Source organism: Pseudomonas sp. UTLPPB19802, assembly GCF_059730225.1.
Genome location: NZ_AP048545.1, coordinates 4,178,176 through 4,190,947 on the forward strand (window position 1 = coordinate 4,178,176; position 12,772 = coordinate 4,190,947).

Consider the following 12,772-nt stretch of genomic DNA (forward strand, 5'->3'; position numbering starts at 1 on the left):
GCCTACTTCAACGCCTGGATGAACAGTGGATCGCTATACAGCGATTTCAGCAGGTCACGCACCAACGGGTTGTAGGAGTTCGCCGCATTCGGAATGGCGACAGCGCCTAGGGGACTGCTGCTCCATTCGCTGTGGACTTCCCGAGTCGCGTCGTAGGTCACCTGGCCCGCCTTGAGCAGGGTGAAGTGTGCCGCGAGGACACCGGTGCCGGTGCCCGCACCCGCCGTCAGGTCGTTCTTGACCAGCAATACATTCAACTGGCGTTGTGCCTGTGGGTCGATCAGGCCGGCCAGGCGCAGTTCCTGGTTGATTGCGTCCTGGACATGCTGACTGATGCTGCCGCTGGGCGAGCGGATCGGGTTGGTCCGAACGGTCAATGAACCCTGGCCCGGTGCCGCAGTGACCTTTGCCTCGTTGATCGACTGCAGGGGCAGGTTCTGCTTGAGTGTTTGCACGTTGTCGAAGCTGGGATCGTAGCGGGTGATGGTCATGCCACAGCCTTGCAGCAGCAGGGCCAGCAGAGGAATGGACAGCAGAGCTTTTTTCACGGCGTTTCCTTGCGTGAGTCGAGTCGGGGGCGGGATTATCGGTTGATGGCTTATAGCTATCAACCGATGATTGTGACTATCGACGCAGAGGCTGGGCGTGGCCGGGAGGGTTAACGCTGTGCCTGCCAGTAGTCATGCAGACCCCGCGCCGCCGGCTCGATGGCCGCTACGCGCTGGCGATGCAGGACCACGTCGAGATCGGCCGGCAGTTCGAAGTTGTCCTGTTCGGCGCACAGGGTGATCGCGGCCAGCCATTGGGCCTGGGCTGCCGGCAGCTCCGGCCACTGGCTGACGCCGATACCGCGCAGGTAGCCGAAACACCATTCCTCGGCCAGCACCAGCGGCTGGCCCTGGTGCTCGGTTTCCTCGAAGCGCGCCTTGAACGCCTGGGCATCGGTGGCCAGTTGGGTCGCGAGTGCGTTCATGTGGCGCACGCTCAGGTCGATGAATTGCTTGCACTCCTGCGGGGTTTCCCAGTTCGGGTTCTGGTCGCCCCAGATGGCCGGGAACCACACCGAAATATCCACCGGCAGCGGGCCGGACACCAGAGCGGTCAGGTAGCCATCCAGTTCGGAAGGATTGAGGACGGAGTGGTCGTCACCGTACTTGAGCAGCGTGTCCTCGATGAATTCGAAGTCGGCGTCGTTCAGTGGCAGGTCTTGCATGGGATGATCCTTGGTGTGTCGGGCGTGGCACGCCACGCTTGGGAAAAGGCGCGCAGGATCGCGCGTTCAGCGACATTTATCCAGTGTTGGCGCGCAACGGGCGAGGGCACCTGCGTTGCGCACCACGCTGTGAATCACTGTCCGAGTGGTCGCCGTCCGGAAACGAAGTGGCCGACATCGTTGAAACCGGGAGTCGAGGCATGCCCTGGGGTGACCAGCGAGTCGATGAACGCCTCGTCCTCGGCGCTGATCTTCACCGTCAGTGCCTTGGTGTAGCTGTCCCACTGCTCCTCGGTGCGCGGGCCGACGATCGCCGAACTGACTGCGGCATTGTTCAGTACCCAGGCAATGGCGAACTCGACGATGCCGACACCCCGGCCCTGGGTGTACTGCTGGATCTGCTGGGCGATACGCAGGGACTCCAGGCGCCATTCGGTTTCGAGAATGCGCTTGTCCTGGCGGCCGGCACGGCTGCCGGCTTCCGGGGTCACGTCCGGTGCGTACTTGCCGCTGAGCACGCCACGGGCCAGCGGGCTGTAGGGCACCACGCCCAAGCCGTAGGCCGCGGCAGCGGTGATCTGCTCGATTTCGGCCTGGCGGTTGACGATGTTGTACAGCGGCTGGCTGATCACCGGCCGGTCGACTCCGAGCTGTTCGGCCACCCGAATCACTTCGGCGATCCGCCAACCACGGTAGTTCGACAGGCCCCAGTAGCGGATCTTGCCCTGGCGCAGCAGGTCGCCAATGGCCGATACGGTGATCTCCAGCGGCGTGTCGTGGTCCTCGCGGTGCAGGTAGTAGATATCCAGGTAGTCGGTGTCGAGGCGGGTGAGGCTGGCCTCGATGGCATTGAAAATGTGCTTGCGACTCAGGCCCCGGCGGTTCGGGGTACCGTCCGCCGGGCCGAAGCCGACCTTCGAGGCGATGATCCAGTCATGTCGATGACGGGCCACGCCCTCGCCGACGATTTCTTCCGAGCGCCCGCCGTTGTAGACGTCCGCCGTATCGATGAAGTTGACGCCCTGGTCCCATGCCTTGTCGATGATGCGCAGCGAGGTCTCGGTGTCGGTCTGTTCACCGAACATCATGCTGCCCAGGGTCAGGGTGGAAACCTGGAGCCCGGATTGGCCGAGGGTGCGATAGCTCATGGGTGCGGTCCTTTTACGCCGAAGGAAAGTTTTCCATCAGATACCAGAAACCCACCCTTGAGCAATCCCTCAATTTTCCTGCCAGGCGCTTGGGCTACTGCGCACGCAGGCCGCGGGTCACGCGCAGGGCCAGGAGGCTGCCGCCGACGATCACCGCCGCCAGCACATAGAGTGCGGCATTGGTGGAGCCGGTGGTGTCCTTGATCCAGCCCACCAGGTAGGGACTGAGGAAACCGGCCATCTGGCCCATCGAGTTGATCAGCGCCAGGCCGCCCGCCGCAGCGCCGGCACTCAGCAGTGCGGTCGGTACCGGCCAGAACATCGGCAGGCCAGTGAGGGCGCCCATGGTCGCGAGGCTCAGGCCAAGGATGGCGATGGTAGGCGAACTGGCGAAGTTCACCGCGATCAGCAGGCCGGCGGCACCCATCAGCATCGGCACTACAAGGTGCCAGCGACGCTCCTTGCGCAGGTCGGCGGAGCGTCCCACCAGCAGCATGAACACCGCCGCGAGCAGGTAGGGAATCGCGCTGAGCCAGCCGATTACCAGGTTATCGCTGAAACCGAGGTTCTTGATGATCGATGGCAGCCAGAAGTTGATGGCGTAGACGCCGCTCTGGATGCAGAAGTAGATCAGGCCGAACGCCCAGATTGCCGGGTTCTTGAACACTTCGCCAAGGGAGTCGCTGACTGTCCTGGGCTTGTTCGCCGCGTCCTCGGCCTGGTCGGCTTCCAGCACCGCGCGCTCTTCGGCGGTCAGCCATTTGGCATTGGCGAACGTGTCGGCGAGCAGGAAGAATGCCGCCACACCGAGCAGCACGGTGGGGATGCCCTGCAGCAGGAACATCCACTGCCAGCCGGCCAGGCCGCCTTGACCGGCGGCGAAGTGATTCAGAATCCAGCCGGAGAACGGGCTGCCGAGCAGGCCCGAGACCGGAATCGCCGACATGAACAGCGCCATGATGCGGCCTCGGCGAGAGCCCGGGAACCACTGCGAGAGGTACAGCACCACGCCGGGGAAGAAACCGGCTTCCGCCGCACCGGTGAACAGACGCAAGGTGTAGAAGCCGGTCGGGGTGGTGACGAACAGCAGGCAGGTCGACAACGCGCCCCAGGTGATCATCATCAGCGCGATCCAGCGCCGTGGGCCGAAGCGGCTGAGGGCGAGGTTGCTCGGGACGCCGCACAACACATAGCCGATGAAGAAGATCCCGGCACCGAGGCCGTAGACCGTCTCACTGAACTTGAGGGCGTCGAGCATCTGCAGCTTGGCGAATCCAACATTGACCCGGTCGAGGTAGTTGAACAGGTAGCAGATGAAAATGAAGGGGATCAGGCGCAGGGTGATGCGCTTGTATACGGCGTTTTTCAAGTCAGCGGTGGCCTGGGGCAACGCGGCGCTCTGTGACATGTCGGTCTCTCTTTATTATGATTTTTTGCGAGGCAAGGGTAACGTGGCTCGCCCTGTGAGTCTCGGCCACCCCGGCGCCGCTGTCTTTGTGCTGCTGCACAGGGTTTGCCGGTGTAGCCTGTGCCGGTGAACAATTCATAGCAATGTTGCCATAGCAAGGACCCATTCCCTCATGTTCGAACTGGACCACGACCTCGCCCAGGATATCGTCGATCGGACCATGGCGATCCTGCCCTATAACGTGAATGTCATGGACAGCCAGGGCCTGATCCTCGGCAGCGGTGAAAAGGAACGGGTCAATACCCGCCACGAAGGCGCGCAGCTGGTGCTGGCCAACGGCAGGGTAGTGGAGATCGATGTGCAGACGGCCAAGTGCCTCAAGGGCGTGCAGCCGGGGATCAACCTGCCATTGCTGCACGATCAGCGCCTGATCGGCGTGCTGGGTATCAGCGGAGATCCGGATCAACTGCGTACCTACGCCGCGCTGGTACGCATGACTGCCGAGATGCTGGTGGGGCAACGTCACCAGCAGGCCGAGCAGCAGTGGCGGCGCCAGCGTTGTGATGACCTGCTGGCGTTGTTGCTTGGCGACGACGGCGACTCGCCGCGCCTGCTCGACGAGGCCCGGCAGATGGGGCTCAAGCCGCAACTGTCACGGATTCCCTGCCTGTTCGAGCTGGCGCCGGGGCAGGGAACCGATGCCTTGATTGCCTGGTTGCAGTCTCGTTATCCGGACAGTTGGTGTTTCAGCGCCTCGGAGTCGTCCTTGCTTTGGTGCCGTCCGGCAACGCTGCCGCTGGATGAACCGCGCCTGCTGGAGAAACTCGACGGCCTGGGCTGGAAGGTGTTGCGGGTGGCCGTGGGCGGGCAGGCCGATGGCCTGGCGGGGCTGCGCCGCTGTTACCGCCGGGTCAGCGACCTGTTGGGCTATGGTCGCGACGTGCTGCCGCACACACGGGTGCTGCTGCTCGATCGTTATCGGTTGCCGGTGATGCTCTGGCGTTATCGCAATGACGATGCCCTGGAGGAACTGCTCAAACCATTGCACAAGGTGCTGGCCAAGGACAGTAACGGGCAGCTGCTGTCGACCCTGCGCAGTTGGTGCGAACACCATGGGCAAAGCCAGGCCTGTGCCGAAGCGCTGGGTATCCATCGCAACAGCCTGCGCTATCGCATGGAGCGGATAGCCGAACTCAGCGGGGTCGATCCGTTGCGTCTGGATGGCATGCTCGCACTGTACCTGGGGGTACAACTGCTACCACAGGCCTGAGCCCCTCGGGTTTGTGTGAATGAACAATAAAGCACGGCAATGCTTGTGCAGCAGACTGGCGTCATTCATGGTTTCTGCTGGCAGCATGGACGCTACAAGAACCGGAGAAGCCCCCCATGAAAATCATCATCGCCCCTGACTCCTTCAAGGACAGCCTGAGTGCCGACAGCGTCGCCAAGGCGATTGCCGCCGGGCTGGGCGAAGTCCTGCCGCAGGCGCAACTGCTGCAGTACCCAATGGCCGACGGGGGCGAGGGGACGGTGGAATCGGTACTCGCCGCCTGCAATGGCGAACTGCGGACCGAGACGGTCCAGGGGCCTTTAGGTGCAACGGTACAGGCGCGTTGGGGCTGGCTGCCACAAAGCCATACCGCGATCATCGAGATGGCTGAAGCCAGTGGCTTGCAATTGGTACCACCGGGCCAGCGCAATGCCTGCATCACTAGCACCTTCGGTACCGGACAACTGATCGGCGCGGCTCTCGATGCTGGAGCCGAGCGTATTATCCTCGCCATCGGTGGCAGTGCCACCAACGATGCCGGTGCTGGTGCCTTGCAGGCGCTGGGCCTGGAGCTGTTCGACGGGCAAGGGCGCGAGTTGGCCCGTGGCGGTCTGGCCTTGGCGGGACTGGATCGAATCGAACTGGCCAGGCTCGATCCGCGCCTGGCTGGCGTGCGCTTTGAAATCGCCGCCGATGTGAACAATCCCTTGTGTGGCGAGCAGGGCGCCTCGGCGATCTTTGGCCCGCAAAAAGGTGCATCGCCGGCCCAGGTCGGCGAACTGGATGCTGCACTCGGGCATTTTGCCGACTTGTGTGCCCAGGTGCAGCCGAAGGATGTTCGGGATGAACCAGGCAGCGGTGCGGCAGGAGGCCTGGGCTTTGCCGCCAAGGCGTTTTTCGCCGCGCAGTTCCGTCCCGGTGTGGAAGTGGTCGCCGAGCTGGTGGGCCTGGAGCAGGCGGTGCAGGGCGCTGATCTGGTGATCACTGGCGAAGGCCGCTTCGATGCCCAGACCCTGCGTGGCAAGACGCCATTTGGTGTGGCGCGGATCGCTCGCCAGCACGGAGTGCCGGTGATTGTCCTGGCAGGAACCCTGGGTGAGGGCTACGAGCAGATGTACCAGCATGGGGTCGATGCGGCCTTCGCTCTGGCTTCCGGGCCGATGAGCCTGGAGCAGGCCTGCGCCGATGCGTCAGCACTGTTGTCGGCGCGGGCGCGGGATATCGCCCGGGTCTGGAGGCTGGCGGCGCCACGCTGAGTGGTGGCGAGCGGAGTTGTGGCGAGCGGGCTTGCCCGCGCTGGGGGCAAAGCCCCCTAAAACCTGAGTCCCGGTTACCTCTGATACTCCCTTCCTACAGGGTTTGGGGGTGCTATGCACCCCAGCGCGGGCAAGCCCGCTCGCCACAGGCCTGCTCGGCACAGGAGGGTGGTGTCCTTCAAACGAATCGGCGCTAAGCTTGGCAACAGCCCGTTTGCCAGGAGACGCTCGATGGCGAGTGCACGTCCGCAGTTGATCACTGCCCAGTTTGAAACGCTGCACCCCACCCCGGCCATCTTCGGCCTACAACCGGTCGCCCGCATGCGAGATGCCCACTGCCTGCCTGGATGGACCGACCCCGTCAATGCGTGACCCCTCCCTGCACAATACCGCTGCTGCACCTGTCCAACCGCGCCGCCTGGGTCCCGACCTGGTGGCCGGCCTGTCGATCGCCGGCCTGTTGCTGCCCGAGGCCGTCGCCTACTCGAGCATTGCCAACCTGCCACCCCAGGCCGGGGTGATCGCCCTGTTCGCCGGGCTGCTGTGCTATGGCCTGTTCGGCACCAGCCGCTTTGCGATCGTCTCGGCCACTTCATCCTCGGCGGCGGTGCTGGCGGCGGCGACACTGTCGGTAGCCGGGACGGACATGGCCCTGCGCCTGACCATGGCCATCGGCCTGGTGATGATCACCGGCCTGATGTTCCTGCTCGCCGGGCTGTTCAAGCTCGGCAGTGTTACCTCATTCATCGCCAAGCCGGTGCTGCGCGGCTTTGCCTTCGGCCTGGCAGTGACCATCATCCTCAAGCAGGTGGCGAGCATTGTCGATGTGCATCCGCAGCACAGCGACCTGATCCGCTTTATTCCCGAACTGTTCGGGCAACTGCCGCACTGGAACTGGGCGGGTGCGGCGGTGGCTGGCGTGGCCCTGGTCCTGCTGACGATTTTTGGACGCTTTCGGCGCCTGCCGGGCGGGCTGCTGGTGGTGATGCTGGGAGTGGCCGCTGGCGAATGGCTGGACCTGCCAGGCCACGGGGTCAGGCTGATCGGGGTGATCGACCTGCAACTGGCGGTGCCGTCGCTGCCGCGCCTGGGCTTTTCCGATTGGCTGAAACTGGTGGAGCTGGGCTTTGCCCTGGTGATGATCCTGTATGCCGAGTCCTATGGCTCGATTAGCGCCTTTGCCCTCAAGCATGGTGACCGGGTCAGTTCCAACCGCGACCTGCTGGTACTCGGTGGCGCCAACCTGTTGTCCGGACTGTTCCACGGCATGCCGGCCGGCGCCGGCTATTCGGCGACTTCAGCCAACGAGGCTGCCGGCGCGACCTCGCGCTGTGCCGGGGTGGTAGCGGCGCTGGTGATACTGTTGATCGTCGCGACCCTGCTGCCGTTGCTCGCCTTGACCCCGGAACCGGTATTGGCCGCGATCGTCATTCATGCCCTGGCCCGGGCGGTCAACCTGGAACCGTTGCAGCGCTATTTCGTCTGGCGCCGCGATCGTTTCCTGGCGATCTGTGCGGTGGGTGCGGTGCTGTTGCTTGGGGTGCTGGACGGTTTGCTGGCGGCGGTAGCGATCAGCCTGCTGCTGATGCTACGGCAGATGTCCTCGGCAGCGGTGCAGGTGCTTGGGCATCTGGCCGAAGGGCACGATTTTGTCGATTGCGAATTGCATCCGCAGGCGCAACAGGTGCCCGGCGTGCTGGTGTTGCGGCCTGGCGAGGCACTGTTTTTCGCCAATGCCGAGCGGATCCTGCGCAGCGTGCAGCGATTGGCCCGACAGCAGTGGCCGCAGGTGCGGGCGGTGATCCTGAGTCTGGAAGAGTCGCCTGACCTCGACGGTACCAGTATCGAGGCCCTGCAGGATTTCATCGTGCGCTTCAAGGGTGAGGACAAGCAATTGTTCTTCGCGCGCCTCAAGCACGGCGCGCACCAGGCCTTGCTGGCGTTGCCGGAGGCGGATCTGTCCGGGGTCGTTCTCAGTGAGTTGAGTGTGTACGCGGTGGTGCAGCAGGTCTGGGTCGCGAAGGGTGAGAGTCAGGTCTGAAGCTCTGCAATCTGGCATGGCTTGCCCGCGAAGAGGCCCTCAAACCCGATCACCTTCTACAGGCTCATGAGAGCCTTGGAATCCATGAACTGCACTCCAGCAGCCTCCATTTCCGCCATGGCCCGCGTCAATGAACCCTCCAGGTCAATGGCACGACAAGCGTCGGGGACCAGGGTGGTGGCAAATCCCGCCGCCCGTGCATCCAGCGCCGACCAGGCGACGCAGTAGTCCAGGGCCAGGCCGACCAGGTACAGGGTGTCGATCCCGCATTCGCGCAGGTAACCCGCCAGGCCGGTGGGCGTACGGCGGTCGGCCTCGACGAATGCCGAATAGCTGTCGATCTGCGGGTTGCAGCCCTTTCGGATCACCAGCCGGGCATGGGGCAGGTGCAGGTCGGCATGCAGCTCGGCGCCCTGGCTGCCTTGCAGGCAATGGTCCGGCCAGAGCACCTGCGGCCCGTAAGGCAGTTGTACGGTATCGAACGGCTGGCTGCCAGGGTGGCTGCTGGCGAACGAGGCATGGCCGGCCGGGTGCCAGTCCTGGGCGATGATCACGTTGCGAAAGCGACTGGCCAACTGGTTGATCAGCGGCACGATCTCGTCGCCGCCGGCAACAGCCAGGCTGCCACCGGGGATAAAGTCATTCTGCACATCGATCACGATCAGGGCGCAGCGTGGGTCGTTCAGGGGCAGGGTGGTGGCGTTTGGCATGGATAGGTCCTTGGATGCCGGGTTCGGTTGATTACCCAGCATACAAGCATCTCACAGCCAAGGGAGCCTGCAGCCGCTGCTTGATGCTGTAAGTGCCCCGCATCGCCAAAGGTAGGCGGTTGGCTGCTGCGCCATGGCGCGATCGGCTAGGTAGCGAAACGCTGTCGGAGAAGATCGGCCAAGGCGTGCAGTTCGGTCGCCGGGTTGCGGCCGATCAGCATGTAGGCATGGGCCTGGCCAACCCAGAACACCACGTTCATGCCACGGCGAACCTCCTCGGTCGGTGGTCGCGCAGCTTTCTTCGCCCGGGTGATGCACAGCGCCAGGGGGCCGTGCCGCGGGTCCAGATAGGCCAGTTGGGCTATCGGCTCGCTATCGTACTCCAGCATTTGCGCACGCTTGAGTTGCGTCCCCGGCAGCAGCACCTGGTGGGGTTCCAGCGTCAGTCCAAGGCCTTTGTCGAGGTTGCGCAACTGAGTCCGCTGCGCGGTTTCGTCGTCCGGCAGGTCATCGAGGGTCTGCGCGGTGTAGAGCGTCATGTAGTCGGCAACCACGCTGCGCCAGGTCACTTCGGTTTGCTCTTTCGGTGCCAGCCAGGCCTGGAACAGTCGGTCGGCGGCGACGCCGGCGACCATGAACCCGGCAGCGACCGCGAGGAAGCCGCGTCTGCTCATCGGCGCTGTTGCCTGGCGCGAGGGCAGCGTTTCGAGCATGTCGGCCAGGCGACTGTGCGGTGCCTGTTCGAGCAGTTCATCGTAGGCCTCGCGGAAAGGCAGGTTGCTGCGGCCCAGCCATTCGATACGCTCGGCGACCGCCGGGTTCTCGGCAACGGCGACCGCCACCCGTGCGCGTTCCTCGGGGGCCAGTTGGTCATCGAGAAAGGCCACCAGCAACTCATCGGATGGCATGTGGTGAGAAAACTGCTCCGTCATCGCCGTTCTCCGCTGGTTGAGGTGGGCACGGCGCGCAGCGGCGGGTTCTCCGCCAGCTTCATGCGCGCGGCGGCGAGCCGGCTCATGACCGTGCCGATCGGCACCTCGAGGATATGAGCCACTTCCTTGTACGACAGGCCTTCGACATAAGCCAGGAACACGGTTTCACGCTGGGCCTCGGGCAGGGCGTCGACGCGCCGGATGACCTGCGCGGCCAGCACGTGGGTCTGCGCCACCTGCTCGCCATCAAAGGCCAGAACCTCATTGGCATCGACCTGGCCCTGGCCGCGGCGCACGCGTTGGGAGCGGATTTCGTTGAGCCAGATCGAATGCAGGATGCTGAACAGCCAGCGATCCATACGCGTGCCGGCCACGAACTGCTCGCCACGTTCCAGCGCGCGGACACAGGTGGCCTGCACCAGGTCTTCGGCGGTGTGTCGTTGCCGGGACAACAGCAGCGCGTAACGCCACAGGCGTGTCAGGTGCTGGCCCAGTTCGGCCCGGATTTCCTTGTCGCTGGCGATGGCAGCCTCCGCCTCTATCGATGATCAGCCCTGGACCGGATGGGCGATGGCGTCGGCCAGGCTATAGGCACGGTCGTCGTCGCTGGCGCGGCTACTTACCAGAGGGTCGCACTTGTTGGTTTTCGGGTTCCAGACCTGCTGGCTGGTGCACTTGGGCTTGGGCGGTGCGGGTTCGTCACCGGCAGCCAGGGCCAGGGGGCTCGACAGGACTGCGGCAAGCAAGATGGGAACGATGGAAATGCTTTTGCGAAGGCTCATGGGCAGTGCTCCAGAGAGTGGGCAACGATGAGAACGCTTGAGGAGTGGAATATATTCGGTGAATTGGAGAATTATTCTAGATGACACATAACCGATGCGTGTCCCGGAAAACTGGTGCAGGGCTCTATCCACGCGTGCCACGCCGGACGCGCGGACCCGCAGATCGATTCCGAAAGCATGAAGGCCGCCTTGGGCAGCGTGGAATGTCAGGCATGCCACGCTGCCAAGGGCGGTCAGACCCTGAAAAAGCTGACCTTGCGCGTCAGGTTGTCAGCCAGCGCCGACAGCTCCCGGCTGGACAGGGCGACCTGGTTGGAACCGACTGAGGTTTCCACGGCCGCATCGTGGATGCGGTTGATGTTCTGGTTCACTTCCTGTGTCACGACCCCTTGCTGGGTGGAGGCGCTGGCGATCTGTGCGTTCATGTCGTTGATTGCGCCCACCTCCTGGCGAATACGGACCAGTGCATGTTCCGCGACGCGGGTCTGTTCGACGGTACGCTGGGCCAGTTCGCGACTGTTGCGCATGATTTCGGCGGTGTTGCTGGCGCCGGATTGCAACTGCACGACCATCTCGCGAATCTCCCGGGTCGAATCCTGGGTGCGGGTCGCCAGTGAGCGCACTTCGTCCGCCACCACGGCGAAGCCTCGTCCCGCTTCGCCGGCACGGGCGGCCTCAATCGCAGCGTTCAGCGCCAGCAGGTTGGTGCGCTCGGCAATCGAATTGATCACCGCGACCACGTTTTCGATGGCCTGGCTGTCGTGGGATACGCGTCCCACGGACTCGGCGGCATCGTCGAGCACTTCGGCCAGGCGCTGCATGTCGCTGGCGGTGGTCTGCACCACCTGCTTGCCGCTTTCCACCGCCTGGTCGGCGGCGTTGCTGGCCTGCGCGGCATTCTGCGCATAGGCGGCGATTTCATGAACCGTGGCCGCCATCTGGTTGATCGCCGTGGCCATGCGCTCGGTTTCCCCGGTCTGCAGGCGCATCTGCTCGTTGTTGCTGTCGGAGCTGGCCTGCAGTTGCGACGACGAGCCCATCAGGTCGTGGGCCATGGCGCGGACCTGGGTGATGGTTTCGGCCAGATGGCGGTTGCTGGTTTTCAGGGCGCCCATGACGCTGTTGGGGTGGCGGGTGTCGATCACTCCATCGAGCTGGCCGTTGGCCAATTGGCGGATCGCGTCCGCAACGGCTTCCGGTTCGGCGCCGAGTGTCGACTTGAGGTTGCGGATGATCAGTACCGAGACCAGCACGCTGAGCAACACGGCGAAGGTGGTGACCAGTAGCATCAGGGTAGCGAAATGGCTGGCTGTGGTACGCACTTCGGCCAGTTTTGTGCCGATCGAGGCTTCCTCCCAGTCGATCAGGGCATTGATACGCTTGAGCCACTCCTTGTAGGCCGGCGAAATATCGGACAGCAGGAAGGCCTGGGCCTTGTCCACGTCGCCCTGTCGACGCAGTTCGATCAGGCGGACGGTGAGGGCCTGGGTGCTGCGCTCGCTGTCCTTGATGTCATCCAGCAGGCGGCGCTCCGCGTCCGAGGCGCCCATTTTGGCGAAGATTGCATCCATTGGCTGTGCCGAGGCCTGGTAGTCGGCGTTCAGCCGCTGGATATTGGCCAGGTGGCCCTCAAGGCCGGCAGTGTCGCGCACCAGCACCGCATCGCGGATGGTGATGGCGCGGTCATGCACGCTACCGCGGAAATTGATCGCATAACGTTGCTTCACCGCACTGTCGTCGCTGACGTCAGTGAGGGTCGAGTCGATCAGGCCAACGCGATTGACCCCGATCAGGGTCACCAGGGTCAACAGCGAAAGCACCAGCCCAAAGCCCAGTCCAAGGCGTTTGGCGATTGTCAGAGAGCGGGGCATTTCAGGTTTCCTTAGCGTAAACGCAGGATTGATATCAAAGAGCCATTATTTGGGTAGGGTTGTAGCGCGTTACAAGGGGGCTATCCCATTTGTTTTTATCTATCGTCGTGATGGGATGCGCATCGCAGTGTTGGCAGGAAT

The 12,772-nt window shown here is 63.7% G+C and carries 12 protein-coding genes; 3 read left to right on the forward strand and 9 right to left on the reverse strand.

All coding sequences use genetic code 11. From position 1 onward, the window contains the following. Positions 1-2: 2 nt before the first annotated feature. The 4 genes from AC6I6U_RS18545 to AC6I6U_RS18560 all read right to left on the reverse strand — a co-directional run bounded on the left by AC6I6U_RS18545 (position 3) and on the right by AC6I6U_RS18560 (position 3,769). Positions 3-548: a hypothetical protein gene (locus AC6I6U_RS18545; RefSeq protein WP_497877482.1), complete on the reverse strand. Its 546-nt coding sequence runs from the start codon at positions 546-548 to the stop codon at positions 3-5. A 110-nt stretch (positions 549-658) separates the two neighbouring features. Then, positions 659-1,213 carry a UPF0149 family protein gene (locus AC6I6U_RS18550; RefSeq protein ID WP_497877483.1) on the reverse strand — a complete coding sequence of 185 codons (555 nt, stop codon included), beginning with the start codon at positions 1,211-1,213 and terminating at the stop codon, positions 659-661. A gap of 134 nt (positions 1,214-1,347) precedes the next feature. Further along, positions 1,348-2,361 (reverse strand): aldo/keto reductase, encoded by a 1,014-nt coding sequence (locus tag AC6I6U_RS18555; protein ID WP_497877484.1) that lies wholly within the window; start codon positions 2,359-2,361, stop codon positions 1,348-1,350. A gap of 94 nt (positions 2,362-2,455) precedes the next feature. After that, positions 2,456-3,769 carry an MFS transporter gene (locus tag AC6I6U_RS18560; RefSeq protein ID WP_497877485.1) on the reverse strand — a complete coding sequence of 438 codons (1,314 nt, stop codon included), beginning with the start codon at positions 3,767-3,769 and terminating at the stop codon, positions 2,456-2,458. Positions 3,770-3,941: 172 nt separating this feature from the next. On the opposite strand from AC6I6U_RS18560, the gene AC6I6U_RS18565 reads away from it, so the two are divergent. From AC6I6U_RS18565 to AC6I6U_RS18575, 3 genes are all read left to right on the forward strand, one after another. Continuing rightward, entirely contained in the window at positions 3,942-5,039 is a 1,098-nt protein-coding gene (locus tag AC6I6U_RS18565; RefSeq protein ID WP_497877486.1) for a sugar diacid recognition domain-containing protein, read from the forward strand. Between the two features lie 116 nt (positions 5,040-5,155). Then, a complete protein-coding gene (locus AC6I6U_RS18570; RefSeq protein WP_497877487.1) occupies positions 5,156-6,295 on the forward strand; it encodes a glycerate kinase in 1,140 nt (379 codons plus the stop codon). A gap of 364 nt (positions 6,296-6,659) precedes the next feature. Further along, complete coding sequence (locus AC6I6U_RS18575; RefSeq protein WP_497877488.1) at positions 6,660-8,336, forward strand: SulP family inorganic anion transporter; 1,677 nt, start codon at positions 6,660-6,662, stop codon at positions 8,334-8,336. A gap of 56 nt (positions 8,337-8,392) precedes the next feature. Here AC6I6U_RS18575 and pncA read toward each other — a convergent pair whose 3' ends face one another. The 5 genes from pncA to AC6I6U_RS18600 all read right to left on the reverse strand — a co-directional run bounded on the left by pncA (position 8,393) and on the right by AC6I6U_RS18600 (position 12,631). After that, a complete protein-coding gene (pncA, locus tag AC6I6U_RS18580) occupies positions 8,393-9,046 on the reverse strand; it encodes a bifunctional nicotinamidase/pyrazinamidase (protein WP_497877489.1) in 654 nt (217 codons plus the stop codon). A gap of 146 nt (positions 9,047-9,192) precedes the next feature. Continuing rightward, on the reverse strand, positions 9,193-9,978 hold the full coding sequence (locus tag AC6I6U_RS18585; protein WP_497877490.1) for an anti-sigma factor family protein: 786 nt from the start codon (positions 9,976-9,978) through the stop codon (positions 9,193-9,195). Beyond that, positions 9,975-10,472 (reverse strand): RNA polymerase sigma factor, encoded by a 498-nt coding sequence (locus AC6I6U_RS18590; protein WP_497883062.1) that lies wholly within the window; start codon positions 10,470-10,472, stop codon positions 9,975-9,977. Before AC6I6U_RS18590 ends, AC6I6U_RS18585 begins: the two co-directional genes overlap by 4 nt. 54 nt (positions 10,473-10,526) lie before the next feature. Continuing rightward, a complete protein-coding gene (locus AC6I6U_RS18595) occupies positions 10,527-10,760 on the reverse strand; it encodes a hypothetical protein (RefSeq protein WP_497877491.1) in 234 nt (77 codons plus the stop codon). Between the two features lie 233 nt (positions 10,761-10,993). Further along, complete coding sequence (locus tag AC6I6U_RS18600; protein WP_497877492.1) at positions 10,994-12,631, reverse strand: methyl-accepting chemotaxis protein; 1,638 nt, start codon at positions 12,629-12,631, stop codon at positions 10,994-10,996. Between the last annotated feature and the right edge of the window lie 141 nt (positions 12,632-12,772).